This is a genomic window from Streptomyces sp. NPDC048349, assembly GCF_040651925.1.
In the GTDB taxonomy this organism is placed as follows: Bacteria; Actinomycetota; Actinomycetes; order Streptomycetales; family Streptomycetaceae; genus Streptomyces.
Genome location: NZ_JBEZLA010000057.1, coordinates 1 through 25741, shown reverse-complemented (window position 1 = coordinate 25741; position 25741 = coordinate 1). Strand labels below are relative to the sequence as shown.

The window sequence follows — 25741 nt, the reverse complement described above, 5'->3', positions numbered from 1 at the left end:
ACCTCACACCGCGTCCGTGGTTTACTGCGGTGTTCACTCCCAAACACTCAACACCTACTGAGCCACCGCCCCGGGGGCGGGTTACCCCCCCCCGGGCAACCCGCCCCGGCGTGTGTGACTGGCGCCCTACTTGTTGCGGGCGGTGGTCTTCTTCGCGGTGGCCTTGCGCGTCGCCGTCTTCTTGGCGGGCGCCTTCGTCGCTGCGGTGGCCTTCTTGGCGGCCGGAGCGGTCTTCTTCGCGGTGGCGGTGGTCTTCTTCGCCGTCGGCGCGGCCTTCTTGGCGGTCGTGGTCTTCTTGGCCGCGGCCGTCGCCTTCTTGGTGGTGCCGGTGCTCTTCACCGCCGCCTTCTTGGCGGTGGCCGTGGTCTTCTTTGCGGTGGTGGTCTTCTTTGCGGCCGTGGTCTTTGCCGCCGCCTTCTTGGCGGTGGTGGCCTTCTTCGCGGCGGCCTTCTTCACCGTTGCGGAGGCACCACCGGTGAGGCTGCCCTTGGGCGCCTTCTTCACCGAGACCTCGCCGCCCTTCGGCAGCTTCTTGGTGCCGCTGACCAGGTCCTTGAAGCCCTGGCCCGCGCGGAAGCGGGGCACCGAGGTCTTCTTGACCCGGACGCGTTCTCCGGTCTGCGGGTTGCGGGCGTAACGGGCGGGGCGGTCGACCTTCTCGAACGAGCCGAAGCCCGTGACCGAGACCCGGTCGCCCGCGACGGTAGCGCGGACGATTGCGTCCAGTACCGCGTCGACAGCGTCCGCGGCCTGCTGGCGGCCGCCCAGCTTGTCGGCAATCGCTTCTACGAGCTGCGCCTTGTTCAACGTCTTCCCCTTCGGAGACTTCGCCAGAACGAATGTGTTCAAGCTTATTTCGCACGTTAGGCGGATATATACCGCAAATCAAACACGAAACGGGCTAATCACCCTAGTGCCGCAACGCTGTAGGCCGTTACGGAGTTCCTTCGCATCAGTCGCCTTCAGGGAATCGACCCTCGTCAAGGTCCTTCATCAACCTGTCCAGGCGCCTTGCCGCATCGGCGAGATCGTGCTTCGCCGCGGCCGTGACGACCAACAGCTTCCGGGACAGCGCCATCCTTACGCCCTCCGGGACTTGCAGTGTGCGCACCCGTGTGTGTGCTTCTTTCAGCCGGTCCGCGACGAGTTCGTAGAGCTCAAGTTGACTGTCGCGTTCCATGCACAGATTGTGCCATCTGGGGCGAGTTGTCGCCTCACGGGGCCTCAACACACAGCTGTGCCCCCCACCGGACGGTGGAGGGCACAGTGTCTTGCGTGTGATCACCCGAAGGTGAATAAGCGCTGATCAGGCTGGAATCAGACCTGAATCGTGCGCGGCTTGAAGGCAGGACGGGCACTTTCGTACGTGGCGATGTCCGCTTCGTTCTGAAGGGTGAGGGAGATGTCGTCCAGACCCTCCAGCAGCCTCCAGCGGGCGTTGTCGTCGAGCTCGAACTCCGCCTCGATGCCCTCCGCTCGCACCTTGCGGTCGACCAGGTCGACGGTGACCTCCGCGGCCGGGTCGGCCTCGGTCAGTTCCCACAGCCGCTCGACGGTCTCCTGGGGCAGAACGACGGTCAGCAGGCCGTTCTTCAGCGAGTTCCCCCGGAAGATGTCGGCGAAGCGGGAGGAGATGACCGTCTTGAAGCCGAAGTTCTGCAGGGCCCATACGGCGTGCTCGCGCGAGGAACCGGTGCCGAAGTCGGGGCCGGCGATCAGCACGGTCGCCCCGGCGCGCTCCGGGCGGTTCGTGACGAACTGCGGGTCCTTGCGCCAGGCCTCGAAGAGCCCGTCCTCGAACCCGTCACGGGTGATCTTCTTCAGCCAGTGGGCGGGGATGATCTGGTCGGTGTCGACGTTGCTGCGGCGCAGCGGGACGGCCCGGCCGGTGTGGGTGGTGAAGGCTTCCATGGTTCTCAGACTCCGGCGGTCGCGGGGGCGTCGGACAGGTCGGCGGGAGAGGCCAAGTGGCCCAGTACCGCGGTGGCGGCGGCCACCTGGGGGGAGACCAGGTGGGTGCGTCCGCCCTTGCCCTGCCGGCCCTCGAAGTTGCGGTTGGAGGTGGACGCGGAACGCTCACCGGGGGCCAGTTGGTCGGGGTTCATGCCCAGGCACATCGAACAGCCCGCGTGCCGCCATTCGGCGCCGGCCTCCTTGAAGACCTTGTCCAGGCCCTCTTCCACGGCCTGGAGGGCGACCCGGACGGAGCCGGGGACGACCAGCATCCGTACGCCGTCGGCGACTTTGCGGCCCTCGATGATCCCGGCGACGGCCCGCAGGTCCTCGATGCGGCCATTGGTGCAGGAACCTACGAAGACGGTGTCGACCCGGATCTCGCGCAGCGGCTGCCCGGCGGTCAACCCCATGTATTCCAGGGCCTTTTCGGCGGCGAGGCGCTCCGAAGCGTCCTCGTACGAAGCCGGGTCGGGGACGTCGGCCGACAGCGGCGCGCCCTGGCCCGGGTTGGTGCCCCAGGTGACGAACGGGGACAGCTTGGTGCCGTCGATGACGACCTCGGCGTCGAAGACGGCGTCGTCGTCCGTGCGCAGGGTCTTCCAGTAGGCGACCGCCGCGTCCCAGTCCTCGCCCGCGGGGGCGTGGTCGCGGCCCTGCAGGTAGTCGAAGGTGGTCTGGTCGGGGGCGATCATGCCCGCCCGGGCGCCGGCCTCGATCGACATGTTGCAGATGGTCATGCGGGCTTCCATCGACAGCTTCTCGATGGCCTCGCCGCGGTATTCCAGGATGTACCCCTGGCCGCCGCCGGTGCCGATCTTGGCGATGATCGCCAGGATCAGATCCTTGGCGGTGACGCCCTCGGCCAGCGCGCCGGTCACGGTGATCGCCATGGTCTTCGGGCGGGCGAGCGGCAGCGTCTGCGTGGCCAGCACGTGCTCGACCTGGCTGGTGCCGATGCCGAAGGCCAGCGCGCCGAAGGCGCCGTGCGTGGACGTGTGCGAGTCTCCGCAGACCACGGTGGTTCCGGGCTGGGTCAGCCCCAGCTGCGGTCCCACGACGTGGACGACGCCCTGCTCGACGTCACCCAGCGAGTGCAGCCGGACACCGAACTCGGAGCAGTTCTTGCGCAGCGTCTCCAGCTGGGCCCGGGAGACCGGGTCCGCGATCGGCTTGTCGATGTCCAGGGTGGGGGTGTTGTGGTCCTCGGTCGCAATGGTGAGGTCGAGGCGTCGGACCTTGCGGCCGGCCTGGCGCAGGCCTTCGAAGGCCTGGGGGCTGGTCACCTCGTGCAGCAGGTGCAGATCGATGAAGAGGAGGTCGGGCTCGCCCTCGGCGCGCCGGACGACATGGTCGTCCCAGACCTTCTCCGCGAGTGTCCTACCCATCGCTTTCCCTCCGGCTCACCGTCCCGGACCCAGTGGTTCGTGGACCCGTACATACAGACTCGCTGGTTCTTGGAAAAATTGAACTTGCGTTTCACAGTGTGAGACGTGAATATCGTTTCATGGACAACTCTAGCGGCGTCGGCGTTCTCGACAAGGCAGCTCTGGTACTGAGCGCACTGGAGTCCGGTCCGGCCACCCTCGCCGGGCTGGTCGCGGCGACAGGGCTCGCACGACCCACGGCACATCGCCTTGCCGTGGCACTGGAACACCACCGGATGGTGGCGAGGGACATGCAGGGCCGGTTCATCCTCGGTCCGCGGCTGGCGGAGCTCGCCGCCGCGGCCGGCGAGGACCGCCTGCTGGCCACGGCGGGACCGGTACTGACCCACCTGCGCGACGTGACGGGCGAGAGCGCGCAGCTCTACCGCCGGCAGGGAGACATGCGCATCTGCGTCGCGGCCGCGGAGCGGCTGTCCGGCCTGCGGGACACCGTCCCGGTGGGCTCGACCCTCCCGATGAAGGCGGGCTCCGCCGCGCAGATCCTGATGGCGTGGGAGGAGCCCGAGCGGCTCCACCGCGGGCTGCAGGGCGCGCGCTTCACGGCGACGGCGCTCTCGGGCGTACGCCGCCGCGGCTGGGCGCAGTCGATCGGCGAGCGGGAGCCCGGCGTGGCCTCCGTCTCGGCGCCGGTGCGCGGGCCGTCGAACCGCGTGGTGGCCGCCGTGTCGGTCTCCGGGCCGATCGAGCGCCTGACCCGCCACCCGGGCCGGATGCACGCCCAGGCCGTCATCGACGCGGCCGCCCGCCTGACGGAGGCCCTGCGCCGCTCCGGCTGACCCTCCCCGCCCTTGCCTGACCCACCCCCGGGCCCGGGGGCGCGTACGACGCCGCACACGTCCGAACACGCGCCTCCGGGCCCGCACTTGTCCGCGCGAGCCCGTCGGGGCGGGCGCCCCGGAACGACGAAAGAGGCCCTCCGCGATGAACGCGGAGGGCCTCTTCTGTGCGTACCCCCGACCGGATTCGAACCGGCGCTACCGCCTTGAGAGGGCGGCGTGCTAGGCCGCTACACAACGGGGGCGTGCCTTGCAGTTCTCACTGCACTGCGCTGGGCTACCAGGACTCGAACCTAGAACAAAGGAACCAGAAACCTTCGTGTTGCCAATTACACCATAGCCCAAAGTGGTCTATACCAGACCAACAGTACCCCCGACCGGATTCGAACCGGCGCTACCGCCTTGAGAGGGCGGCGTGCTAGGCCGCTACACAACGGGGGCCCTAGCGATCCTGCATCAAGACGTACGGGAGCTACCCAGGACACCTCACGGGAAGGATCTGTACCCCCGACCGGATTCGAACCGGCGCTACCGCCTTGAGAGGGCGGCGTGCTAGGCCGCTACACAACGGGGGCAAAGCACTGCGTTACTGCTGCACTGCGCTGGGGTACCAGGACTCGAACCTAGAATAAGGGAACCAGAAACCCTCGTGTTGCCAATTACACTATACCCCACCAAAAGTCAACCCCCTGCGGGGTCTTCTTTCGAGTGGCGCCCCCGTCCGGCCTTTCGGCCCGCTCGGGCGGCGCAGAAAGAACATTACCGGATGCGCGACCGTGCTCCAAAACGGGTATCCCCTGCCAGCAGCTCCGGGAGCAGGTCAAGGGCCTCGATGCGGTGAACCCCGTCCGGTCCCGCCCCGCGCCCGCCGTCACGGTCGAGCCAGACGGCGAGCAGGCCGGCGTCCCGGGCGCCCCGCGCGTCGATCTCCGGCTGGTCCCCCACGTAGGCCACCTCCCCCGGCGGCAGCGCGAGCGCCTCGCACGCGGCGAGGAAGGCCCCCGCCTCGGGCTTGCTGATGCCGAGCTCCACGGCGCAGACGAGCACCTCGAAGCGGTCGCGCAGTCCGAGGTCGCGCAGCTTGGGGTCCTGGTTGGCGGTGGAGGAGTTGGAGAGCACCCCGTGCCGGTACACGGCGGCGAGGGTGTCGAGCACGGGCACCACGTCGGGGAAGACCGTCCAGGCGGCCTTGTAGTGCTCGACGTACCGGTCGAACCAGGCGTCGGCCTCGGTGTCGGTCATCCCGGGGCGCTCCAGGAACTCCCGCACCCGGTCCCGCCGCTGCCCCTGGAAGGTGCCGTCGCCGGCGGCGAAGCGCGCCCAGTGCCGGTCGGTGATCTCCCGCCACCGCGCGAGCGCCTGCGCGGGGGTCCCGTACCGCTCCGAGATCCGCTCGGCCTCCAGCTGCTGCTGGAGCCCGGCGGCGTCGGCCCCCGTGTAGTCGAAGAGGGTGTCGTCGATGTCCCACAGGACCGCGCGGATGGCCATGTGCCCAGTATGCGAAATACCTGCGGACCGCGTCTCGAGGACGCAGAAGTCGAACGGCCCGGACCCCCGGGCACATGCCGTCGGGGTCCGGGCCTGATGTCCGTGCGGGAGCGGTCAGCCGGCGAGCTTGGCCAGGGCCGCGTCGATGCGGGCCAGGGAGCGCTCCTTGCCCAGGATCTCCAGGGACTCGAAGAGCGGCAGACCGACCGTGCGGCCGGTCACGGCCACGCGGACCGGGGCCTGGGCCTTGCCGAGCTTGAGGCCGTGGGCCTCGCCGGCGGTCAGGACGGCCTGCTTGAGGAACTCCGGGTCCGACCAGTCGGCGGCGGAGAGGTTCTCGCGCGCCGTGGTCAGGAGGGCCGCGGGCTCGCCCTTCATCGCCTTGTCCCAGGAGGCCTGGTCCTCGACCGGCTCCTTGCGGAACAGGAAGTCGACGTTGGCGGTGATGTCCGACAGGACGGTCACCCGGGTCTGGGCGTACGGCGCGATGCGCTCCCAGGCCTCGGCGTCGAAGTCCTCGGGCTCCCAGTTGGCGTGCGGGGCCCGCAGCCAGGGGGCGCAGGCGTCCGCGAAGGCCTTCGGGTCCAGCAGGCGGATGTGGTCGGCGTTGATCGCCTCGGCCTTCTTGAGGTCGAAGCGCGCCGGGTTGGCGTTGACGCCGTCGATGTCGAACTTCGACACCATCTCCTCGATCGAGAAGATGTCCTGGTCCTTGGAGAAGGACCAGCCGAGGAGCGAGAGGTAGTTCAGCAGGCCCTCGGGCAGGAAGCCGCGCTCGCGGTACAGGTTGAGCGAGGACTCGGGGTCGCGCTTGGAGAGCTTCTTGTTGCCCTCGCCCATGACGTACGGCAGGTGGCCGAACTGCGGGACGCCGGTGGCGATGCCGAGCTCCATCAGCGCCTTGTACAGCGCGATCTGGCGCGGGGTGGAGGACAGCAGGTCCTCGCCGCGCAGGACGTGCGTGATCTGCATCAGCGCGTCGTCGACCGGGTTGACCAGCGTGTAGAGGGGCGCGCCGTTGGCCCGCAGGATGCCGAAGTCCGGCACGTTCTCCGGGGTGAAGGTCAGCTCGCCGCGGACCAGGTCGGTGAAGGTGATCGGCTCGTCGGGCATCCGGAAGCGGACGATCGAGGGGCGGTGCTCGCCCTGGTAGGCCTCCAGCTGCACCTGGGTCAGCTCGCGGCAGTGGCCGTCGTAGCCGGAGGGCTTGCCGGCGGCGCGGGCGGCGGCGCGGCGCGCGTCCAGCTCCTCGGTCGTGCAGTAGCAGTCGTACGCGTAGCCGCCGTCACGGAGCCGCTGGGCGACGTCCGCGTAGATGTCCATGCGCTCGGACTGGCGGTAGGGGGCGTGCGGGCCGCCGACCTCGGGGCCCTCGTCCCAGGTGAAGCCGAGCCAGCGCAGCGAGTCGAGCAGCTGGTCGTAGGACTCCTCGGAGTCCCGGGCCGCGTCGGTGTCCTCGATCCGGAAGACGAACGTACCGCCGTGGTGGCGGGCGAACGCCCAGTTGAAGAGGGCGGTGCGGACCAGGCCCACGTGGGGGTTGCCGGTCGGGGAGGGACAGAAACGTACGCGGACGTTCGCGTTAGCCACGCTTGATCACCTTGTTGGTGAGAGTGCCGATGCCTTCGATGGTGACGGCGACCTCGTCGCCGACGTTGAGGGGGCCGACTCCGGCCGGGGTCCCCGTGAGGATGACGTCGCCCGGGAGCAGCGTCATGGCCTCGGTGATGTGGACGATCAGGTCCTCGATGGAGCGGACCATCTCGCTGGTGCGGCCGAGCTGGCGCTGTTCGCCGTTGACCGTGCACTGGATGGTCAGGTCGCTCGGGTCCAGGTCGGTCTCGATCCAGGGGCCGAGGGGACAGGAGCTGTCGAAGCCCTTGGCCCGGGCCCACTGCTTCTCGCGCTGCTGGACGTCGCGCGCGGTGACGTCGTTGGCGCAGGTGTAGCCGAGGATGACGTCCTTGACCCGTTCCCTGGGGACCTCTCGGCACATGCGGCCGATGACCACGGCGAGCTCCGCCTCGTGGTGGAGGTCCTGGGAGAAGGAGGGGTACGTGATGGGGTCGCCCGGGCCGACCACCGAGGTGGAGGGCTTGAAGAAGGTGATGGGGGCGTCGGGGACCTCGTTGCCGAGCTCCGCCGCGTGCTCCGCGTAGTTGCGGCCGATCGCCACGACCTTGTTCGGGAGCACGGGCGGCAGCAGGCGCACCTTGCTCAGCGGGACCTTCGTGCCCGAGAGCTCGAAGTCCGCGAACGGGATGCCCTTGATGATGTCGAGGACGAGCTCGCCCGCGGCGCCGGGGGCGGCATCGCCCTCGACCGCGCCGAAGGCGACATTGCCGTCGATCGAGAACCTGGCGATGCGCACGTGTTGCGTCTGCCCCTCTATATGTCCGCTGGCTGGAGTCTGCGGCTCCAGGCTAACGCGGAGGGCAGGGGCGCTTCGCCCTCATGCGCCGGGGGCTACTGCGCGGCGGCTGCCACGGGCGCGTCCATCAGGATGGTGCGCCGGGGGTTGGCGGTCTGCGTGGGCAGCTCGACGGCGTGCTCCGGGGTGGCCGGGGCCGCCTGCAGCTCCTCGGCGTCCTTGAGGTGCGCGAGGGTGGTGCGGCGGGGGTTGGCTATGTTGCGGAACATCGTCGTCGTCTTCATCGGGGTTCGGGGTCCTCGGTTCGATCTCTGGGATGTCGGTTGTGGCACGCGCCGACCGCGGCGCCAACCCTTTAAGGGGTAAGGCTAAACATCCGAATCCCTCACGGAACCGGGAAGTAATGGCCACGGCCGTGTGAGTTTGCTCACCTGTGACCAGGCATTACCGGCATAACGGACAGTCAACTCGGGCTCACGAAACGGACATTGCGCCACTGAATGCGTCATTCCGCTGCTGATCATCTCGACTGGGACACCTTGCCAGTCACCGTATTTGCGTGGTGTAAGTCCGGTTTCGCCCGAAAGCGGGCCCACATCCTGTAGCCCGCCTGTCACAAGCCGTCACCGACTCCGCGGGTGGGTGCTCGCACCTTGTTGGAGATCCGCCACTGTGCTGGAATTCGCGGGACCGCCGCGGGAATCAGCCGGCGCGCAGGTGGCGCGAGACAGCGCCGAGCGCGGTGGCAAGGAGAGGGAGACGCGCCGGTCACCGACGACCACCATGGGGCCGTTAGTGCCCCACGACTCGACACCGTCCCACCGGTCGCCCGGCGGGACGCCTGGTCCAGAGGTTGCGACGCTAGTGCAGGGACGATTCAAGAGGGATGGCAAGGGGTCTCCCCAGGCCCGTCAGGGCCGAGGGGATGCTGCGGCGGACCAGGAGCCCCGCGGCGGGACCGACCGCGGCTCCTCGCCCCAGCACGCCCAGAACCGCGGGCCGGCTGTCGAAGGCGCGGGCCCCGACGCCTCCGCCTCGTCGAAGGCGAAGGCGAAGGCGAAGGGCCGCGGCAAGTCCGCCAAGGCCCAGGCCGGGTCGGTCGAGCAGGACGTGGCGATACCGAAGGCCCCCAGTGGGCCCGGTTCCCGCCTCGCCATGCAGAACTGGCGCATCAGCACGCGACTGGTGTCGCTGCTGACCCTGCCCGTCGTCGCCGCCACCACGCTCGGTGGCGTCCGTATCAACGACTCCCTCAACGACATCGCACAGCTGGAGCACATGCAGCTGCTGACGACGATGACCCGGCAGGCCACCAACCTGGCGGCCGCGCTCCAGGAGGAGCGGGACAAGTCAGCGGGTCCCCTGTCGGTCGACAAGTCGGGCAAGCCCAACAGCATCGTCGCCGGCGTCAAGGAGCAGACCGACGCCGCCGCCAAGTCCTTCGCCGCCGCGACCGACAAGGTCGACAACACGGAGGACAAGGACGAGACGCTCAAGTCGATCCGCAACAACATCCTGCAGATCGGCCGCCAGCTCGCCAACATCGACGAGATCCGCAACAAGGCGTACGCGAACGGCGCCCAGCAGACCGTCACCGAGTACAACAACCTCATCGTCTCGCTGCTCTCGCTCTCCCAGGACATGGCGCAGGCCACCTCCAACCCGGAGATGATCAAGCGTACGCGCGCCCTGGCGGCCTTCTCCGCCTCCAAGGAGTACGCGTCCGTCCAGCGCGCGATCATCGCCGCCGCCCTGCCCGACGGCACGGGCCAGCCGGGCAAGCTGCCGGAGAACGACCGCCTCTACGCCCTCTCCGCCCTCAAGGGCGAGCAGCAGGCGAAGAAGACCTTCGAGCTCGTGTACCAGGGCAAGCCCGAGGAGCTCCTCGCGGCGCTCGGCGACGGCAACCCGGAGATCGGCCGCGCCGACCACTTCGCCCGCCGCGTGCTGTCCACCGACGGGCAGTTCGCCAAGGAGACGCAGTACCGGTCCTGGCTGGACTGGTACGACGCCGACGACGTCAAGCTCTCCGAGATGAAGAAGATCGAGCTGACGCTGCTCCAGGACATGGAGCAGAAGGCCCGCGAGCTCAAGAACGAGTCGCAGCAGGACGCCATCATCAACGGTGCCCTGATCCTCCTCGTCCTCGGTGTCTCCCTCGTCGGCGCCTTCGTCATGGCCCGCTCGATGATCCGCTCGCTGCGCCGCCTGCAGGACACCGCCACCCGCGTCGCCCAGGACCGCCTGCCCGAGCTCGTCAAGCAGCTCTCGGAGTCCGACCCGCAGGACGTGGACACCTCCGTGGAGTCGGTCGGCCTGCACACCCGCGACGAGATCGGCCAGGTGGCCGCGGCCTTCGACGACGTGCACCGCGAGGCCGTCCGCCTCGCCGCCGAGCAGGCCCTCCTGCGGGGCAACGTCAACGCGATGTTCACCAACCTCTCGCGCCGCTCCCAGGGCCTCATCCAGCGTCAGCTCTCGCTCATCTCCGAGCTGGAGTCCCGCGAGGCCGACCCGGACCAGCTGTCCTCCCTCTTCAAGCTCGACCACCTCGCGACCCGCATGCGCCGTAACGGCGAAAACCTCCTCGTCCTCGCGGGCGAGGAGCCGGGCCGCCGGTGGACCCGCCCCGTCCCGCTCGTCGACGTGCTCCGCGCCGCCGCGTCCGAGGTGGAGCAGTACGAGCGCATCGAGCTGGCGGCGGTGCCCGGCACCGATGTCGCCGGCCGCGTCGTCAACGACCTCGTGCACCTGCTCGCAGAGCTGCTGGAGAACGCCACCTCGTTCTCCTCCCCGCAGACCAAGGTCAAGGTCACCGGTCACGCGCTGCCCGACGGCCGCGTGCTGGTCGAGATCCACGACACCGGCATCGGCCTCTCCCCCGAGGACCTCGCCGCGATCAACGAGCGGCTCGCGTCGCCGCCGACCGTGGACGTCTCCGTCTCCCGCCGCATGGGTCTGTTCGTGGTCGGCCGCCTGTCCCTGCGACACGGCATCCGCATCCAGCTGCGCCCCTCCGACTCGGGCGGTACGACGGCCCTCGTCATGCTGCCGGTGGACGTCGCCCAGGGCGGCAAGAAGCCCGGCGGCCCCGGTTCCCCGGCCGGCCCCGGCGGCGGTCAGGGCGGCCCCGGCGGGCAGGCTTCCGTGCCCGGTGCGGCCTCCCGTCCTCCGGTGGGCGCAGCTCCGCAGCGCGGCCAGGTCGCCCCGGGCGGCCAGCGTGCCGCCCTGCCCGGCCGGGACGGCGCCCCGGGGCAGCAGCGCCCGCAGGGTGCGCCGAACCAGCAGGGTTCCCAGGGCGGTTGGTCCCCGCAGCAGGGCGGACCGGGTGCTCCCGGCGGCCGTCCGCAGCAGGGTGCGACCACCAGCGGGCAGGGCCAGGCCGGCTTCGCCGCCGGTGCGCCGCTGGCGGGCCGCGGTCCGCAGGCCCGTCCGGCGGCCGCGCCCACGGCGTCCGGTCAGCCCGGCTTCCCGCAGGGCAACGGCTTCGAACGTCCGCAGCAGCCGCAGCAGCCGCAGGCGCAGCCGCCGCAGCAGCCGGCCGCCCCCGCGGCACCGGGCCCGCGCGGCGCCCGGCCGCAGCTGCCGCCGCGCGGCGGCGCCCCGCGGGCCGAACTTCCCGGCCCGCAGAGCACCAGCTGGGGCGCCGACCAGGCACGTGGCCACGACGAGCTGTCGGGCCCCGGCTCGACGGCCGAGTTCGCCCGCCCGGACTTCAACGCCCCGATGCCCCAGGCGAACGCCGGCGGCAACAGCACGACCGGGCAGTTCGAGCGTCCGGACGTACGCGGCCCCGTGGACCCGTCCGCCACCGGCGAGTTCGCCCGGCCGGCCGGCTACCAGCCGACCGGTCAGCCGCAGCGCCCCGGCGGCCCCGGAGTCGGCGGCGCCCCCCGCCAGCCCCAGGCCCCGCAGCAGCCCCAGCCGCAGCAGTACCAGCAGCAGGCTCCGCAGCAGCCCGGCGGCTACGCACCCGCGGCGCCGCAGCGCCCGCAGGCCCCCGGTCTGCCGCAGGCCCACCGGCCCGAGGCGCTGCCCCCGGCGCCGAGCTCCGGCGACGCCCGCAGCCCGATCTTCGACACCCTGGAGTCGAACTGGTTCCGCGAGGAGGGGCAGCAGCCCGCCGCGCAGGCACCGTCCGTACCCCAGCAGCCGCAGCAGTCCGCCCCGGCGGCCCCTGCTCCGCAGCAGCAGCTGCCGCAGCGCGGCCAGGCGCCCGCCGAGTCCGCCACCGCGGCCACCGGTGCCTCGCCGACCGTCAGCTGGCGGTCCTCGCCGAACGACGAGCTGATGCGCCAGGCCGAGCGCGTGCGCCAGCCCGCCGCCGGCGGCATCACGACGTCGGGGCTGCCCCGCCGGGTCCCGCGGGCGAACCTCGTGGCCGGCACGGCGCAGCAGCAGGCCGACGCGCAGGCCGGTCCGCAGGTCTCGCGGGCACCGGACGACGTCCGCGGCCGTCTGACCAACCTCAGGCGCGGTATCCAGCAGGGCCGCCAGGCCGGCAACAGCGGCCCGGCGACCGGCAGTTACCACATCGACCCCACTTACCAGCAGGAGCGATAGTTGAGTTCGATGAGCCAGGCGGCACAGAACCTGAACTGGTTGATCACCAACTTCGTGGACAACACCCCAGGGGTGTCCCACACCGTGGTGGTCTCCGCCGACGGACTCCTTCTGGCGATGTCCGAAGGATTCCCCCGCGACCGCGCCGACCAGCTGGCGGCCGTGGCCTCCGGACTGACCTCGCTGACCGCCGGAGCCTCCCGGATCTTCGAGGGCGGCGCCGTCAACCAGACCGTGGTCGAGATGGACCGGGGATTCCTCTTCCTCATGTCCGTCTCCGACGGGTCCTCCCTGGCCGTACTGGCGCACCCCGAGTGCGACATCGGCCTCGTCGGCTACGAGATGGCCCTCCTCGTGGACCGCGCCGGCAGTGTCCTCACCCCGGACCTGCGCGCGGAACTGCAGGGAAGCCTGCTCATCTGACTCCCCCTTCCCCGGCCGGACGGTACTGACGGCCGGGGACCCGGGGCACTCGCCCCGGAACCAGGTACCACCGCCAGGCCGTCATACCGTCCCCCCACCGGCCGCCCCGTCAGACGGCACGCTGACCACTGCTGTCCAGCCCGGAGGATCAATGACCCCGCCCCCCGCCTACCCCGATGCGTACGGAGATTCGTACTCGGAAGGCGACCAGCCGCTGGTGCGTCCGTACGCGATGACCGGCGGCCGGACCCGGCCCCGCTACCAGCTCGCGATCGAAGCCCTGGTGAGCACCACGGCCGATCCGATGCACCTGTCCGGCCTGCTTCCGGAGCACCAGCGCATCTGCACCCTGTGCCGCGAGGTCAAGTCGGTCGCCGAGGTCTCCGCACTGCTGTCGATGCCGCTCGGTGTCGCCCGGATCCTCGTCGCCGACCTGGCGGAGGCCGGAATGGTGGCCATCCACCAGCCGGGCAATGGAGAGGCCGGCGGCACGCCGGACGTCACGCTGCTCGAAAGGGTGCTCAGTGGACTTCGCAAGCTCTAACGGCGGAGCGGCTCCTCGCTCCACCACCTCCGCGAAGATCGTGGTGGCGGGCGGCTTCGGCGTGGGCAAGACCACGTTCGTCGGAGCCGTGTCCGAGATCAACCCGCTGCGCACCGAAGCCGTCATGACCTCCGCCTCGGCGGGCATCGACGACCTCACGCACACCGGTGACAAGACCACCACGACCGTCGCGATGGACTTCGGCCGCATCACACTGGACCAGGACCTGATCCTGTACCTCTTCGGTACGCCGGGCCAGGACCGCTTCTGGTTCATGTGGGACGACCTCGTACGCGGCGCCATCGGTGCGATCGTCCTGGTCGACACCCGCCGCCTCGCCGACTGCTTCCCCGCGGTCGACTACTTCGAGAACAGCGGCCTGCCGTTCGTCGTGGCGCTCAACGGCTTCGAAGGGCACCAGCCTTACACCCCCGAGGAAGTCCGCGAGGCGCTCCAGATCGGTCCGGACGCCCCCATCATCACCACCGACGCCCGCCACCGCGCGGACGCCAAGAGCGCGCTCATCACGCTCGTCGAGCACGCCCTCATGGCCCGACTCAAGTAACACCACTTCGATCCCGCGGCTCAAGTGGCACCACTCAAGCACCACGGGTTCTTCACAACGAGGAGAAGGGCGGGCTGTGTCCTACGACACGGCCCGCCCTTCCCGTTCATAACGTTTCGACAGACAATTGCCGCCAGTTGGCAACGGGGCGCGTACGGCTGGTGCCGCTGCGCGCACAACTCCCCCCATATTTGCCGCAGGACGCTCTTTATGTCCGATTTATGTGGGGCATAAGGCTTTGGGGCCGGCCGATTTCAACTGTTTGGAACACGGCCGTTAACCGTGCTGGAATTCAACGAACTAGCTAGTAGCACCGCCGAGAGGTTGTTGGTCGAGTGAGGCGAAGCAACACGAGCCCCGCGGATGAACCCGCGCGTGGCAACTTCACCCCGCCGCCGCGAGCGGCCGCGTCGCCCGTCGACGTGCCCGTGGAACCACCGCAGACCGGCGGGAGCACCAGCAGGTTCTCGCCCCGCAACTGGCGCGTGCCGACCCGTCTGAACGCCATCCTGCTCGTGCCGGCCCTCGTCGGCCTGGTCATGGGCGGCTTCCAGGTGAAGGGCTCCGTCGACACCTGGAACGAGGCCAAGGACGCCGAGAAGATAGCCAGGGTCGTCCAGGCCTCCTCGGAATACAGCCAGGCGCTGCTCAACGAGCGCGACCTCACGGCAGAGCCGCTGCTGAGCGGCAACCCGAACAGCGAGATCGTCACCAAGGCCCGCAACGCGACGGACTCCGCCAAGGTGAAGTTCGACCAGGCCGTCCAGGACATGCCCAAGAACCTGGGCATGGAGCGACGGCTGGACCTCTTCCGTGCGGAGGAGCCCAAGCTCAAGGCGGTGCGCGAGACCGCGTACGCCGCCGCGGCCGAGACCGCGAAGAAGAACCTCCCCACCGCGCCGGGCCCGATCCCGACCGAAGAGGGCTATGTGCTGGTCCAGCACTACCTCATGCAGTTCGCCAACGAACTGGGCCTGGGCACCGGCAACGTGACCTCCTACGGCCGCATGGTCTACGCGATCCAGCTGGCCAAGGCGGCGAACTCGCTGCAGCGCTCCGTCGGCACCCACCTGCTGGTGCGTCCGAGCACGAACGAGGAGATCCGCAAGAGCCAGCTCGTCGCCTTCTCCTCGTACGCCTACCTCGAAGAGATCGCCATCGGCGAGTACGTCGCGGCGGGCACCGAGGAGGACGTGAACCGCCTCAAGCAGGTCATGCAGAAGAAGTCCGACGAGGGCGCCGCCAAGCTCGCCGAGGCCAAGGCCAAGGCCGAGCAGGCGGGCATCCGCTTCGTGCCCCCGCCCGTGGGTGCGAACAAGTCGGTCCTGACGGGTATGACCGAGGCGATCGCCAGCGGCCAGGACAAGAGCAAGCTGGCCGCCGGCGGAACCACGCCGATGGCCTGGCAGGCCGCCGCCACCGCGAAGTTCGACGGCTACGACGAGGTCGAGAAGGAACTCCTCGACAAGGCCGTCAACGACGCCGTCGCGGTCTCCGACGCGGCCCGCACCGATGCCATCGTCAACGGCGCCATCGTGGTCGTGGCCCTGCTCGCCGCCTTCATCATGGCCGGTCTCATGGCCCGGCAGATGGGCCGCGCGATGCGCCGCCTGCGCTCCGCCGCCTTCGACATCGCCGAGCAGCGCCTGCCGATGCTCGTCGACCAGCTCTCGCGCACCGACCCGGGCAAGGTGGACACCCGTGTCCACCCGATCCCGATCGACTCCCAGGACGAGATCGGCGAGGTCGCCCGCGCCTTCGACCAGGTCCACCGCGAAGCGGTCCGGCTCGCCGCCGAGCAGGCGCTCCTGCGGGGGAACGTCAACGCGATCTTCACCAACCTCTCCATGCGCAACCAGTCGCTGATCGAGGGCCAGCTGACCCTCATCACCGACCTGGAGAACAACGAGGCGGACCCGGACCAGCTGGAGAACCTCTTCCGCCTGGACCACCTGGCCACCCGTATGCGCCGCAACGGCGAGAACCTCCTCATCCTCGCGGGTGAGGAGCCGGGCCGCCGCTGGGACCAGCCGGTCCCCCTCGTCGACGTCCTGCGCGCCGCCTCCTCCGAGGTGGAGCAGTACGAGCGCATCGAGCTCTCCGGCGTCTCCGACGCCGAGATCCACGGCCAGGCCGTGACCGACCTCGTGCACCTGCTCGCCGAGCTGCTGGAGAACGCCACCACGTTCTCCTCCCCGCAGACCAAGGTCCGCGTCAACGCGACCCGTCTGCCCGACGGCCGCGTGATGGTCGAGATCCACGACAAGGGCATCGGCCTGACCGCCGAGGACTTCGCGGACATCAACCACAAGCTGGCCAACCCGCCGACCGTGGACGCCGCGATCTCGCAGCGCATGGGCCTGTTCGTGGTCGGTCGGCTGGCGGACCGCCACAGCATCCGCGTCCAGCTGCGCCCTTCGGGCGAGGCGGCCGGCACCACGTCGCTGATCATGCTCCCGGACGCCATCACCCACGGTGGCGGTGGCGAGGGCATTCCGGACGACGACTTCACGGTCTCCTCGATCATCCCGCAGCAGCAGGCCCAGCAGGCCGCCCCGCTGCGCACGGCCGCCGAGCTCGGGTTCGACGACTCCCGCTACGACCAGCAGGGCGGCGACGTCCGCGATCTCGACCCGGTCGGGCGCTCCCTCGTGCGCGAGGAGCGGCGCGCCGCGCTGGAGGCCCAGGTGGGCTACCAGCAGGGGCAGGAGCAGCAGTACGACCAGGCCTCGCCCCAGGGGTATCCGGAACCTCAGCCCGAGCACGGCTACCAGCCGTACCAGGGCTACGAGCAGCAGCCCGAGCAGGGTTACGACGGCTCGTACGAGGCACAGCAGGGCCAGCAGGGGTACGAGGAGTACCCGCAGCAGGGTTACGGCTATCCGGAAGCCGGGTACGAGGATCGGCAGCAGGCCGCTCCGGACTACGACGGCGGCTACGACTCCCGGTCGCAGCAGGCCGAGTGGCCCGAGCAGAACACGTATCCGGCTGCCTACCAGCAGGATTACGGGACCGAATCGGAATCCCCCGCCGTCCCCGAACGGGCCCCGGAGCGCGTAGGCTTCGACCGTCCGGGCGCCGCTGCCGACACCGGTCACCAGATGACCGGAGCGGGCCTGCCGCGACGCGGCAGCCAGCAGCAGTGGCAGCCGGCACAGCAGGAAGCGGAGTCCACCGGATCCCTCTTCGAGCAGCGGCCGCAGCGTCAGCAGCAGCCCGCGGCCCCGGAGCAGGAGAAGGAAGGCAGCACCGCCTGGCGCTCGGGCAACGACGAGCGCTGGCAGCAGGCCGCCAAACTCCGTGAGCCGAAGGCGGGCGGGGTCACCCCGTCCGGTCTCCCTCGGCGGGTGCCCAAGGCCAACCTGGTCGAGGGCGCGGCGGAGACGACCCCGCAGGGCGGCCCCCAGGTCTCCCGCGCTCCGGAGGACGTCCGCGGCAGGTTGAGCAACCTGCGGCGCGGTGTCCAGCAGGGACGCAGCGCGGGATCTGAGCAGTCAAGTAACAGCTATGACCAGGAGCGTTAGTGTGAGCCCGATGAGCCAGGCGGCACAGAACCTGAACTGGTTGATCACCAACTTCGTGGACAACACCCCAGGGGTGTCCCACACCGTGGTGGTCTCCGCCGACGGACTCCTTCTGGCGATGTCCGACGGGTTTCCGCGCGACCGCGCCGACCAGCTGGCGGCCGTGGCCTCCGGACTGACCTCGCTGACCGCCGGAGCCTCCCGCATCTTCGAGGGCGGCGCCGTCAACCAGACCGTGGTCGAGATGGACCGGGGATTCCTCTTCCTCATGTCCGTCTCCGACGGATCCTCGCTCGCGGTGCTCGCGCACCCCGAGTGCGACATCGGCCTCGTCGGTTACGAGATGGCTCTTCTGGTGGATCGCGCGGGCAGTGTCCTCACCCCGGACCTGCGCGCCGAGCTGCAGGGAAGTCTTCTCAACTAGCAGACAGGCAGTGCGTTTCGCGCCATCGCACCATAGGGTGCGGTGGCGCGGTTCCACAGGGAGTACTGCGTTCTTGGAGTCGGAGGAGGAAACGTGACAACACCCGGAGGTCATCCTTATGGCGGCGCGCAGCAGCCGCAGGGTGGGCAGCACGACCAGAACCGCTTCAACTTCCCCTCTGCTCCCAGCCGGCCCGTGCCGGAGCACAACCCCTACCAGCAGCAGCCGTACGGCCAGCCCCAGATGCCCCAGCAGGGTCAGATGCCCCAGCAGCAGCCTCCGCGCGCCACGCGGCAGCCGGCTCCGAAGGCCCACAATCCGCTGGTGCGCCCGTACGCGATGACCGGCGGCCGTACTCGGCCGCGCTACCAGCTCGCCATCGAGGCGCTGGTCAGTACCACGGCCGATCCCGCGCGGCTGCAAGGGCAGTTGCCCGAGCACCAGCGCATCTGCCGTCTGTGCCAGGAGATCAAATCCGTCGCGGAGATCTCGGCACTTCTCTCCATTCCTCTTGGTGTCGCCCGCATCCTCGTCGCCGACCTGGCGGAGGCGGGCCTTGTCGCCATTCACCAGCCCGGCGGCGACGAGTCTGCCGGCGGCCAGCCAGATGTGACACTGCTCGAAAGGGTGCTCAGTGGACTTCGCAAGCTCTAACGGCGGAGCGGCTCGCTCCACCACCTCCGCGAAGATCGTGGTGGCGGGCGGCTTCGGCGTGGGCAAGACCACGTTCGTCGGCGCGGTCTCCGAGATCAACCCGCTGCGCACCGAAGCCGTCATGACCTCCGCCTCGGCGGGCATCGACGACCTCACCCACACCGGTGACAAGACGACCACCACGGTCGCGATGGACTTCGGCCGCATCACGCTGGACCAGGACCTGATCCTGTACCTCTTCGGTACGCCGGGCCAGGACCGCTTCTGGTTCATGTGGGACGACCTCGTACGCGGTGCCATCGGTGCCGTCGTGCTCGTGGACACGCGCCGCCTCGCCGACTGCTTCCCCGCGGTCGACTACTTCGAGAACAGCGGCCTGCCGTTCGTCATCGCCCTCAACGGCTTCGACGGCCACCAGCCGTACACGCCGGAGGAAGTCCGCGAGGCCCTGCAGATCGGCCCGGACGCCCCCATCATCACCACCGACGCCCGCCACCGCGCGGACGCCAAGAGCGCGCTCATCACGCTCGTCGAGCACGCCCTCATGGCCCGCCTGCGGTAGGGTCCGCCCCGTCCGTCGCCGAAGGCCCCCGCGTCCCCTGAACGCGGGGGCCTTCGCCATGGGCTCCGCGCGGGCTTCCCCCAGCCGTGACGCCGTACAAGGGCCTCCCAGGGCTTTGCAGCGCCTTCCGCGGCTCCGCGAGGGCTTCCTGACGGTCCCGAGGGCTTCCTGACGGTGGGGCGGGCCCGGCCGGGCCCCCGCGCTCCGTACGCGGGTACGCGGAAGGCCCCGCACCTTGGACGGGTGCGGGGCCTTCTCGGCGTGGGAGCTCAGCCCTGCCAGCTGTGCGGGGCGCGGAAGCCCGGGGTGCGCTCCAGACGGCGCCAGCCGGCCTGGGAGCGGGGGGCCGGGACGGTCTCGGGGGTGGCGGCGGCGCGGGCGAGCAGGATCGCGGTGATCGCGGCCAGCTCCTCGGGCTCGGCGTTGCCCTTCTCGACGCGCAGCAGGGTGTCGGTGCTCATCGGTGGCGTGTCTCCTCTTACTGCGGCGGGTTGCCGTGCTTGCGGGACGGCAGGTCGGCGTGCTTGTTGCGGAGCATCGCGAGGGCGGACACGAGGGTCTCGCGGGTCTCGGCCGGGTCGATGACGTCGTCGACGAGGCCGCGCTCGGCCGCGTAGTACGGGTGCATCAGCTCGGACTTGTACTCCTTGACCATGCGCACGCGCATGGCCTCGGGGTCCTCGGCGTCCGCGATCTGCTTGCGGAAGATGACGTTGGCGGCGCCTTCGGCGCCCATCACGGCGATCTCGTTCGTGGGCCAGGCGTAGGTGATGTCGGCGCCGATGGACTGGGAGTCCATGACGATGTACGCGCCGCCGTAGGCCTTGCGCAGGATCAGCGAGATCCGCGGCACGGTGGCGTTGCAGTAGGCGTACAACAGCTTGGCGCCGTGGCGGATGATGCCGCCGTGCTCCTGGTCGACGCCCGGCAGGAAGCCGGGGACGTCCAGCAGCGTGATGATCGGGATGTTGAAGGCGTCGCACATCTGGACGAAGCGCGCGGCCTTCTCGGAGGCGTGGATGTCCAGGACTCCGGCGAGGTGGCCGGGCTGGTTGGCGACGATGCCGACCACCTGGCCGTCCATCCGGGCCAGCGCGCAGATGATGTTGCGGGCCCAGCGCTCGTGGATCTCCAGGACGTCGCCCTCGTCGACGAGCTCCTCGATGACCTTGAGCATGTCGTACGGGCGGTTGCCGTCGGCGGGCACCAGGTCGAGGAGGACCTCGGAGCGGCGGTCCGCCGGGTCGCTCGTCTCGTGGACGGGCGGGTTCTCGCGGTTGTTGGAGGGCAGCATCGAGATGAGGTAGCGGACCTCGGAGATGCAGGTCTCCTCGTCGTCGTACGCGAAGTGCGCGACGCCCGAGGTCTCGGCGTGCACGTCCGCGCCGCCGAGGCCGTTCTGGGTGATCTCCTCGCCGGTCACCGCGCGGACCACGTCCGGGCCGGTGATGAACATCTGCGAGGTGTCCCGGACCATGAACACGAAGTCGGTGAGGGCCGGGGAGTAGGCCGCGCCGCCGGCGCAGGGGCCCAGCATGACCGAGATCTGCGGGATGACGCCCGAGGCCTTGGTGTTGCGCTGGAAGATGCCGCCGTAGCCGGCGAGGGCGGAGACGCCCTCCTGGATGCGGGCGCCGGCGCCGTCGTTGAGGGAGACCAGCGGGGCACCGGCCGCGATGGCCATGTCCATGATCTTGTGGATCTTCGTGGCGTGGGCCTCACCCAGGGCGCCGCCGAAGATGCGGAAGTCGTGCGCGTAGACGAAGACCGTGCGGCCCTCGACCGTGCCCCAGCCGGTGATGACGCCGTCGGTGTAGGGCTTCTTGCCCTCCAGGCCGAAGCCGGTCGCACGGTGGCGGCGGAGCTGCTCGACCTCCTTGAAGGAACCTTCGTCGAGGAGCAGCGCGATGCGCTCGCGGGCGGTCAGCTTGCCCTTGGCGTGCTGGGTCTCGGTCGCGCGGTCACTGGGGCCGCGCCGAGCCTGCTCGCGCAGGGAGTGCAGCTCGGCCACGCGCCCACGGGCGTCCGTCGGCTCGCTCGGGGTCTGGTCCACAACGGTCATGTACCGACCTTACGAAGATCGCGATGAAAAACCTCCGTTCATTCCGCACAGTCTCGGGAGTCTTCCGCTGTCCGGCCCGCACAGTACGGCCACAGGAACCAAGGACTCCGCCAGAGGAGACCTTCGTCCTTTGTGGTTCCCCGACAAAACTGCCCGACAGCCCGACCAGATGTTGAAATTTGAACGGAATAGGTCTAGCGTCGTCCTCGTTGAAGTCGTTGAAGATTCAACAGAATCTCTCCGGACACTACCAAGGAGCACGTCATGGGTCTGTTCACCCGCCGCAACCAGGACACCGCCACCACTCTCGCCCCGTCGGCCGTGGACCCGGCCCTCGCGGCCCTCACCGGCGACTACGTCGTCGACGCGGCCCACAGCAGCATCGGCTTCACCGTCCGCCACGCCATGGTCACCAACGTCCGCGGCAGCTTCGACGCCTTCGAGGGCAGCCTGCACCTGGACGGCAGCGACCCGGCCCGCTCCACCGCCTCCCTCGACGTGAACATCGGCTCGGTCAACACCGGCATCGGCGACCGCGACGCCCACCTGCTGGGCAGCGACTTCTTCGACGCCGAGCTCTTCCCGCAGATGACCTTCCGCTCCACCCGGGCGGCCCAGCTCGGCGGGGACGCGTACCGCATCACCGGCGAGCTGACCATCAAGGACGTCACGCGCCCGCTCTCCATCGACCTGGAGTTCACCGGCTCCGCCACGGACGTCTACGGCAACGAGCGCGTCGGCTTCGAGGGCTCCGCCGAGATCCTGCGCTCCGACTGGGGCCTGACCTGGAACGCCGCGCTCGAGGCCGGCGGTGTGATGGTCAGCGACAAAGTGAAGCTGGGCTTCGACATCTCGGCCATCAAGCAGGCCTGACCGGCGCACCCGCGGATCCTCCGGGGGCGGCTACCAGCCGCCCCCGCCGTCGAATCCGCCCCCGCCGCCGAAGTCCCCGCCGCCGAAGTCGGAGGGGTTGAAGTCGGCTCCGGACACGTCCCCGCCCTCGTAGCCCCCGCCGATGCCGCCGCCGAAGTCGGAGGCGTAGGCCGGCCCGGACATCATCGAGCCGAGCATCGTGCCCATGAGCAGGCCGGGCAGCATGCCGCCGCCGAAGTAGCCGCCGGCCCAGGGGCCGTAGGCCGGACCCGCGTCGTAGTACGGGCGCGGCCCGCGCTCCGTGTCGACCGTACGGACCGCCGGGTCCAGGCCGTCGCGCAGCCGGACGGCGTCCGCGGTGCAGACCGGCACGGTACGGACGGCCCCGCCGGCCGGGGCCCAGGAGGCGTCCTCGGTGCTGGGTCCGTGCCGCGGGTCGAAGAAGCAGGGCGAGCGGCGCTCGGGCAGCGGCTTGCCCTGACGGCGCGCGTCGAGGGTGGCCAGCGCGAAGCGCCCGTCCTCCAGGGCCTGCGTGACACCCGTGACCTCTTCCGGGTACTGCACGGAGGCCATGATCCGCTTGGCCTTCTCGTACGAGTCGAGACCCTGCTCGTAGTCCCTGCGCATGGCGTCGTCGGCGCCTGGTTCGCCGGGGTGGAAGTCGAGGCGTTCGAGTTCCTCGCCGAAGGCCGTGATGTCCTCGTCGACGACGACGCTCAGGCGCTCGATGGCCTCGCGCCGGGCCTCTTCCTTCTTCTTGCGGCTGCGCCGGACCAGCGCGTACGCACCGCCGCCGCCGACCACGGCCACCGCGCCGAGGGCGATCAGGCCGGCGGCCGGGGCGCCCTCGTCCTCGCCGACGCTCCCCCAGGAGGCCGGAGCGCCGCCCTTGACCTGGGTCAGGGCCTGGTCCACGAAGTTGTTGAGCTGGGTGGCCGCGTCCACCGGGGTGCCGGTCTTCACGGCCTCGGTGAGGTTGCGGACCGCGTTGCCCGGCATGACCGCCCGGTCCGCGCCGGCGTTGAAGCCGTCACCGAGCCGGACCGCGTAGAGCCCGGTGATCCCGGTCTCGGCGCGCACGGCGCCCAGCACCTTGTCCTGCGGGAACTCAGCGGTGGCCGGCAGTACGGCGACGAACACCGGCTTCCCGGCGTCCTTGATCTTCTGCGCGAGCGCGTCCGCCTCCGCCTCGGGCAGCTGCGCCTGGGCCCGGGGATCGACGTAGACGGGCCCCTTCTTGAGGGCCTGAGCCACGGCGGCCACCCCGTCGGCGGCCGAGGCCTGCGGAGCGGCCACGAGGGCGGCCCCCGACAAGGCCAGCAGCACACCGGCCAGCAGCGGTCCCATGCGCACGGATATCAGCCTGGTCCTCATATCCACGACGCTACCCGAACTGGTCATTTCCTGTGTGAACAGGACATAAGTCCGTCCCGGCCGCTGCCACCGGCCGCCCGCATGCCCTCCGGCAGGGGGTGGGCCTCGGCGGAGCTACTCCGCCGGCTCCACGCCCGCGTGGAGCAGACCGTAGGTGAAGGCGTCCTCCAGGGCCTGCCAGGAGGCCGCGATCACGTTCGGGGCCACGCCGACCGTGGACCACTCCCGGACGCCGTCGGTCGTGGCGACCAGCACGCGGGTCGTGGACTCCGTGCCGTGCGTGCCCTCCAGGATGCGGACCTTGTAGTCGACCAGCTCGAACTTGGCGAGCTGCGGGTAGAAGCGCTCCAGTGCGACCCTCAGGGCCCGGTCCAGCGCGTTGACCGGGCCGTTGCCCTCGGCCGTCGCGACGATCCGCTCGCCCTTGGCCCACAGCTTGACCGTGGCCTCGTTGGCGTGGGTCCCGTCCGGGCGGTCCTCGACGATCGCCCGCCAGGACTCGATGCGGAAGTACTTGCGGGCCCGGCCCTCGGCCTCCGCGCGCAGCAGCAGCTCGAAGGAGGCGTCGGCGGCCTCGTACGTGTAGCCCTTGAGCTCCCGCTCCTTGACGCGCTCGACGACCCGGGAGATCAGCGCCCGGTCCCCGCCGAGGTCGACCCCGAGCTCCTTGCCCTTGAGCTCGATCGAGGCGCGGCCGGCCATGTCGGAAACCAGCATCCGCATCGTGTTGCCGACCCGCTCGGGGTCGATGTGCTGGTACAGGTCCGGGTCGACCTTGATGGCCGAGGCGTGCAGGCCCGCCTTGTGCGCGAAGGCGGAGACTCCCACGTAGGGCTGATGCGTGGACGGCGTGAGGTTGACGACCTCGGCGATGGCGTGCGAGATCCGGGTCATCTCGGCGAGGGCGCCCGCCGGGAGCACCGTGCGGCCGTACTTGATCTCCAGGGCGGCCACGACGGGGAAGAGGTTGGCGTTGCCGACGCGCTCGCCGTAGCCGTTGGCCGTGCACTGCACGTGGGTGGCGCCCGCGTCCACGGCGGCGAGGGTGTTGGCGACGGCGCAGCCGGTGTCGTCCTGGGCGTGGATGCCCAGGCGGGCGCCGGTGTCGGCGAGGACGGTCGAGACGGTCGCCGAGATCTGGGCGGGCAGCATCCCGCCGTTGGTGTCGCAGAGGATGACGACGTCGGCGCCGGCCTCGTGAGCGGTGCGCACGACGGACTTGGCGTATTCGGCGTTGGCCCGGTAGCCGTCGAAGAAGTGCTCGCAGTCGACGAAGACGCGTCGGCCCTGGGAGACCAGGTAGGAGACCGTGTCCCGGACCATCTCCAGGTTCTCGTCCAAGGTGGTGCGCAGGGCGAGCTCGACGTGGCGGTCGTGGGACTTGGCGACGAGCGTGATCACCGGGGCGCCGGACTCGAGCAGGGCCCGCACCTGCGGGTCCGTGGCGGCCGCGCCGCCCGCCCGCCGGGTCGCGCCGAAGGCGACCAGCTGGGCGTTCTTGAAGTCGATCTCCGCGCGGGCCCGGGCGAAGAACTCGGTGTCGCGGGGGTTGGCGCCGGGCCAGCCGCCCTCGATGAAGCCCACTCCGAAGTCGTCCAGGTGCCGGGCGATCGTGAGCTTGTCGGCGACGGTGAGGTTGATGCCTTCGCGCTGGGCGCCGTCGCGCAGCGTGGTGTCGAAGACGTGGAAGCCGTCGTCGAGGACCGCTGCTGCCGCCTCGGGTGTCGTCGTCATGCTGATCTGACTCCTGTCGGTGAGTGGTTCCGGATGCCCGGGATCCACTGCCCCCATCATCGCGCGCGGTCCGCCCCCGGCAGGGTGGGGCCGGGAAACGAAAAGACCCCTCGCGGGTAGCGAGAGGTCTGCGCGCGGGTCCGAGGCACGGTGGTCGCTTCCGCGAAGTTCTTCCGCGGTTCAGCGGCCACTGGGGACCGGCGCGCTGCTGGCGATAATCATGAGCTGAGCAGGCACGCTCGCAGTGTGCCACAACGCCTGCGGCCCGCGGACACGGATCTCACCATGCGGGCAGCGGCCGCCGGACCCGGCTAGGGGGTGTCTGACGGAGGTCCGTGGTGAAGGAGCGGTGTCCGGTGCGTGCTCTCGGCGTGCCGGCCGGATGCCCCCGTACTGGACGTAC

At 70.1% G+C, this 25741-nt stretch carries 22 protein-coding genes and 5 tRNA genes; 10 read left to right on the top strand and 17 right to left on the bottom strand.

The annotated features are described in order from the left end of the window. Positions 1 to 126: 126 nt before the first annotated feature. The 4 genes from AB0D44_RS26735 to leuC all read right to left on the bottom strand — a co-directional run bounded on the left by AB0D44_RS26735 (position 127) and on the right by leuC (position 3341). Positions 127 to 807 (bottom strand): HU family DNA-binding protein, encoded by a 681-nt coding sequence (locus tag AB0D44_RS26735; protein WP_362595461.1) that lies wholly within the window; start codon positions 805 to 807, stop codon positions 127 to 129. 145 nt (positions 808 to 952) lie between these two features. After that, on the bottom strand, positions 953 to 1180 hold the full coding sequence (locus tag AB0D44_RS26730; protein ID WP_008739877.1) for a hypothetical protein: 228 nt from the start codon (positions 1178 to 1180) through the stop codon (positions 953 to 955). Between the two features lie 137 nt (positions 1181 to 1317). Continuing rightward, the gene (gene leuD / locus AB0D44_RS26725) at positions 1318 to 1911 is read right to left on the bottom strand and encodes a 3-isopropylmalate dehydratase small subunit (protein ID WP_362595459.1); all 594 of its coding nucleotides are present in this window, start codon (positions 1909 to 1911) and stop codon (positions 1318 to 1320) included. 5 nt (positions 1912 to 1916) lie between these two features. After that, entirely contained in the window at positions 1917 to 3341 is a 1425-nt protein-coding gene (leuC, locus tag AB0D44_RS26720; protein ID WP_362595457.1) for a 3-isopropylmalate dehydratase large subunit, read from the bottom strand. A gap of 119 nt (positions 3342 to 3460) precedes the next feature. Between leuC and ndgR the strand changes: the two genes are divergently transcribed. Continuing rightward, positions 3461 to 4177 (top strand): IclR family transcriptional regulator NdgR, encoded by a 717-nt coding sequence (gene ndgR, locus AB0D44_RS26715; RefSeq protein WP_030304142.1) that lies wholly within the window; start codon positions 3461 to 3463, stop codon positions 4175 to 4177. Positions 4178 to 4349: 172 nt separating this feature from the next. Here the strand turns inward: ndgR and AB0D44_RS26710 are convergent. The 9 genes from AB0D44_RS26710 to AB0D44_RS26670 all read right to left on the bottom strand — a co-directional run bounded on the left by AB0D44_RS26710 (position 4350) and on the right by AB0D44_RS26670 (position 8320). Next, positions 4350 to 4422 (bottom strand) — tRNA-Glu (locus AB0D44_RS26710). A gap of 27 nt (positions 4423 to 4449) precedes the next feature. Then, positions 4450 to 4521, bottom strand: a tRNA-Gln gene (locus tag AB0D44_RS26705). 24 nt (positions 4522 to 4545) lie between these two features. Then, a tRNA-Glu gene (locus AB0D44_RS26700) sits at positions 4546 to 4618 on the bottom strand. A gap of 61 nt (positions 4619 to 4679) precedes the next feature. Beyond that, positions 4680 to 4752, bottom strand: a tRNA-Glu gene (locus AB0D44_RS26695). Between the two features lie 27 nt (positions 4753 to 4779). Continuing rightward, positions 4780 to 4851: transfer RNA gene (locus AB0D44_RS26690), tRNA-Gln, on the bottom strand. An 85-nt stretch (positions 4852 to 4936) separates the two neighbouring features. Next, positions 4937 to 5665 (bottom strand): HAD family hydrolase, encoded by a 729-nt coding sequence (locus AB0D44_RS26685; protein WP_362595455.1) that lies wholly within the window; start codon positions 5663 to 5665, stop codon positions 4937 to 4939. Positions 5666 to 5779: 114 nt separating this feature from the next. After that, positions 5780 to 7255 (bottom strand): glutamate--tRNA ligase, encoded by a 1476-nt coding sequence (gltX, locus tag AB0D44_RS26680; protein ID WP_362595453.1) that lies wholly within the window; start codon positions 7253 to 7255, stop codon positions 5780 to 5782. After that, complete coding sequence (locus AB0D44_RS26675) at positions 7248 to 8036, bottom strand: fumarylacetoacetate hydrolase family protein (protein WP_362595451.1); 789 nt, start codon at positions 8034 to 8036, stop codon at positions 7248 to 7250. The genes gltX and AB0D44_RS26675 overlap by 8 nt, the downstream gene beginning before the upstream one ends. A 95-nt stretch (positions 8037 to 8131) precedes the next feature. Then, a complete protein-coding gene (locus AB0D44_RS26670) occupies positions 8132 to 8320 on the bottom strand; it encodes a hypothetical protein (RefSeq protein WP_361753275.1) in 189 nt (62 codons plus the stop codon). 580 nt (positions 8321 to 8900) lie between these two features. On the opposite strand from AB0D44_RS26670, the gene AB0D44_RS26665 reads away from it, so the two are divergent. From AB0D44_RS26665 to AB0D44_RS26630, 8 genes are all read left to right on the top strand, one after another. Beyond that, on the top strand, positions 8901 to 12599 hold the full coding sequence (locus AB0D44_RS26665; protein WP_362595449.1) for a nitrate- and nitrite sensing domain-containing protein: 3699 nt from the start codon (positions 8901 to 8903) through the stop codon (positions 12597 to 12599). A 9-nt stretch (positions 12600 to 12608) separates the two neighbouring features. Further along, the gene (locus tag AB0D44_RS26660) at positions 12609 to 13022 is read left to right on the top strand and encodes a roadblock/LC7 domain-containing protein (protein WP_008739864.1); all 414 of its coding nucleotides are present in this window, start codon (positions 12609 to 12611) and stop codon (positions 13020 to 13022) included. A gap of 151 nt (positions 13023 to 13173) precedes the next feature. Continuing rightward, complete coding sequence (locus AB0D44_RS26655; RefSeq protein WP_007266775.1) at positions 13174 to 13566, top strand: DUF742 domain-containing protein; 393 nt, start codon at positions 13174 to 13176, stop codon at positions 13564 to 13566. Then, positions 13547 to 14131 (top strand): ATP/GTP-binding protein, encoded by a 585-nt coding sequence (locus AB0D44_RS26650; protein WP_243337754.1) that lies wholly within the window; start codon positions 13547 to 13549, stop codon positions 14129 to 14131. The genes AB0D44_RS26655 and AB0D44_RS26650 overlap by 20 nt, the downstream gene beginning before the upstream one ends. 335 nt (positions 14132 to 14466) lie before the next feature. Further along, positions 14467 to 17655, top strand: coding sequence for a nitrate- and nitrite sensing domain-containing protein (locus AB0D44_RS26645; RefSeq protein ID WP_362595446.1), 3189 nt, complete (start codon positions 14467 to 14469; stop codon positions 17653 to 17655). Positions 17656 to 17665: 10 nt separating this feature from the next. Further along, the gene (locus AB0D44_RS26640) at positions 17666 to 18079 is read left to right on the top strand and encodes a roadblock/LC7 domain-containing protein (protein ID WP_030037347.1); all 414 of its coding nucleotides are present in this window, start codon (positions 17666 to 17668) and stop codon (positions 18077 to 18079) included. 93 nt (positions 18080 to 18172) lie between these two features. Continuing rightward, entirely contained in the window at positions 18173 to 18733 is a 561-nt protein-coding gene (locus AB0D44_RS26635) for a DUF742 domain-containing protein (RefSeq protein ID WP_362595444.1), read from the top strand. Further along, positions 18714 to 19295 carry an ATP/GTP-binding protein gene (locus tag AB0D44_RS26630; protein ID WP_037792108.1) on the top strand — a complete coding sequence of 194 codons (582 nt, stop codon included), beginning with the start codon at positions 18714 to 18716 and terminating at the stop codon, positions 19293 to 19295. The genes AB0D44_RS26635 and AB0D44_RS26630 overlap by 20 nt, the downstream gene beginning before the upstream one ends. 269 nt (positions 19296 to 19564) lie before the next feature. Here AB0D44_RS26630 and AB0D44_RS26625 read toward each other — a convergent pair whose 3' ends face one another. Both AB0D44_RS26625 and AB0D44_RS26620 read right to left on the bottom strand, forming a co-directional pair. Beyond that, positions 19565 to 19756: an acyl-CoA carboxylase subunit epsilon gene (locus AB0D44_RS26625; RefSeq protein WP_069922094.1), complete on the bottom strand. Its 192-nt coding sequence runs from the start codon at positions 19754 to 19756 to the stop codon at positions 19565 to 19567. A gap of 17 nt (positions 19757 to 19773) precedes the next feature. Continuing rightward, entirely contained in the window at positions 19774 to 21357 is a 1584-nt protein-coding gene (locus AB0D44_RS26620; RefSeq protein ID WP_362595442.1) for an acyl-CoA carboxylase subunit beta, read from the bottom strand. A gap of 264 nt (positions 21358 to 21621) precedes the next feature. On the opposite strand from AB0D44_RS26620, the gene AB0D44_RS26615 reads away from it, so the two are divergent. Further along, positions 21622 to 22230: a YceI family protein gene (locus AB0D44_RS26615; protein WP_362595440.1), complete on the top strand. Its 609-nt coding sequence runs from the start codon at positions 21622 to 21624 to the stop codon at positions 22228 to 22230. A gap of 30 nt (positions 22231 to 22260) precedes the next feature. On the opposite strand, the gene AB0D44_RS26610 is transcribed toward AB0D44_RS26615, so the two are convergent. Together AB0D44_RS26610 and cimA are read right to left on the bottom strand one after the other, a co-directional pair. After that, a complete protein-coding gene (locus AB0D44_RS26610) occupies positions 22261 to 23604 on the bottom strand; it encodes a hypothetical protein (RefSeq protein ID WP_362595438.1) in 1344 nt (447 codons plus the stop codon). 114 nt (positions 23605 to 23718) lie between these two features. Beyond that, positions 23719 to 25338 carry a citramalate synthase gene (cimA, locus tag AB0D44_RS26605; RefSeq protein ID WP_362595436.1) on the bottom strand — a complete coding sequence of 540 codons (1620 nt, stop codon included), beginning with the start codon at positions 25336 to 25338 and terminating at the stop codon, positions 23719 to 23721. Between the last annotated feature and the right edge of the window lie 403 nt (positions 25339 to 25741).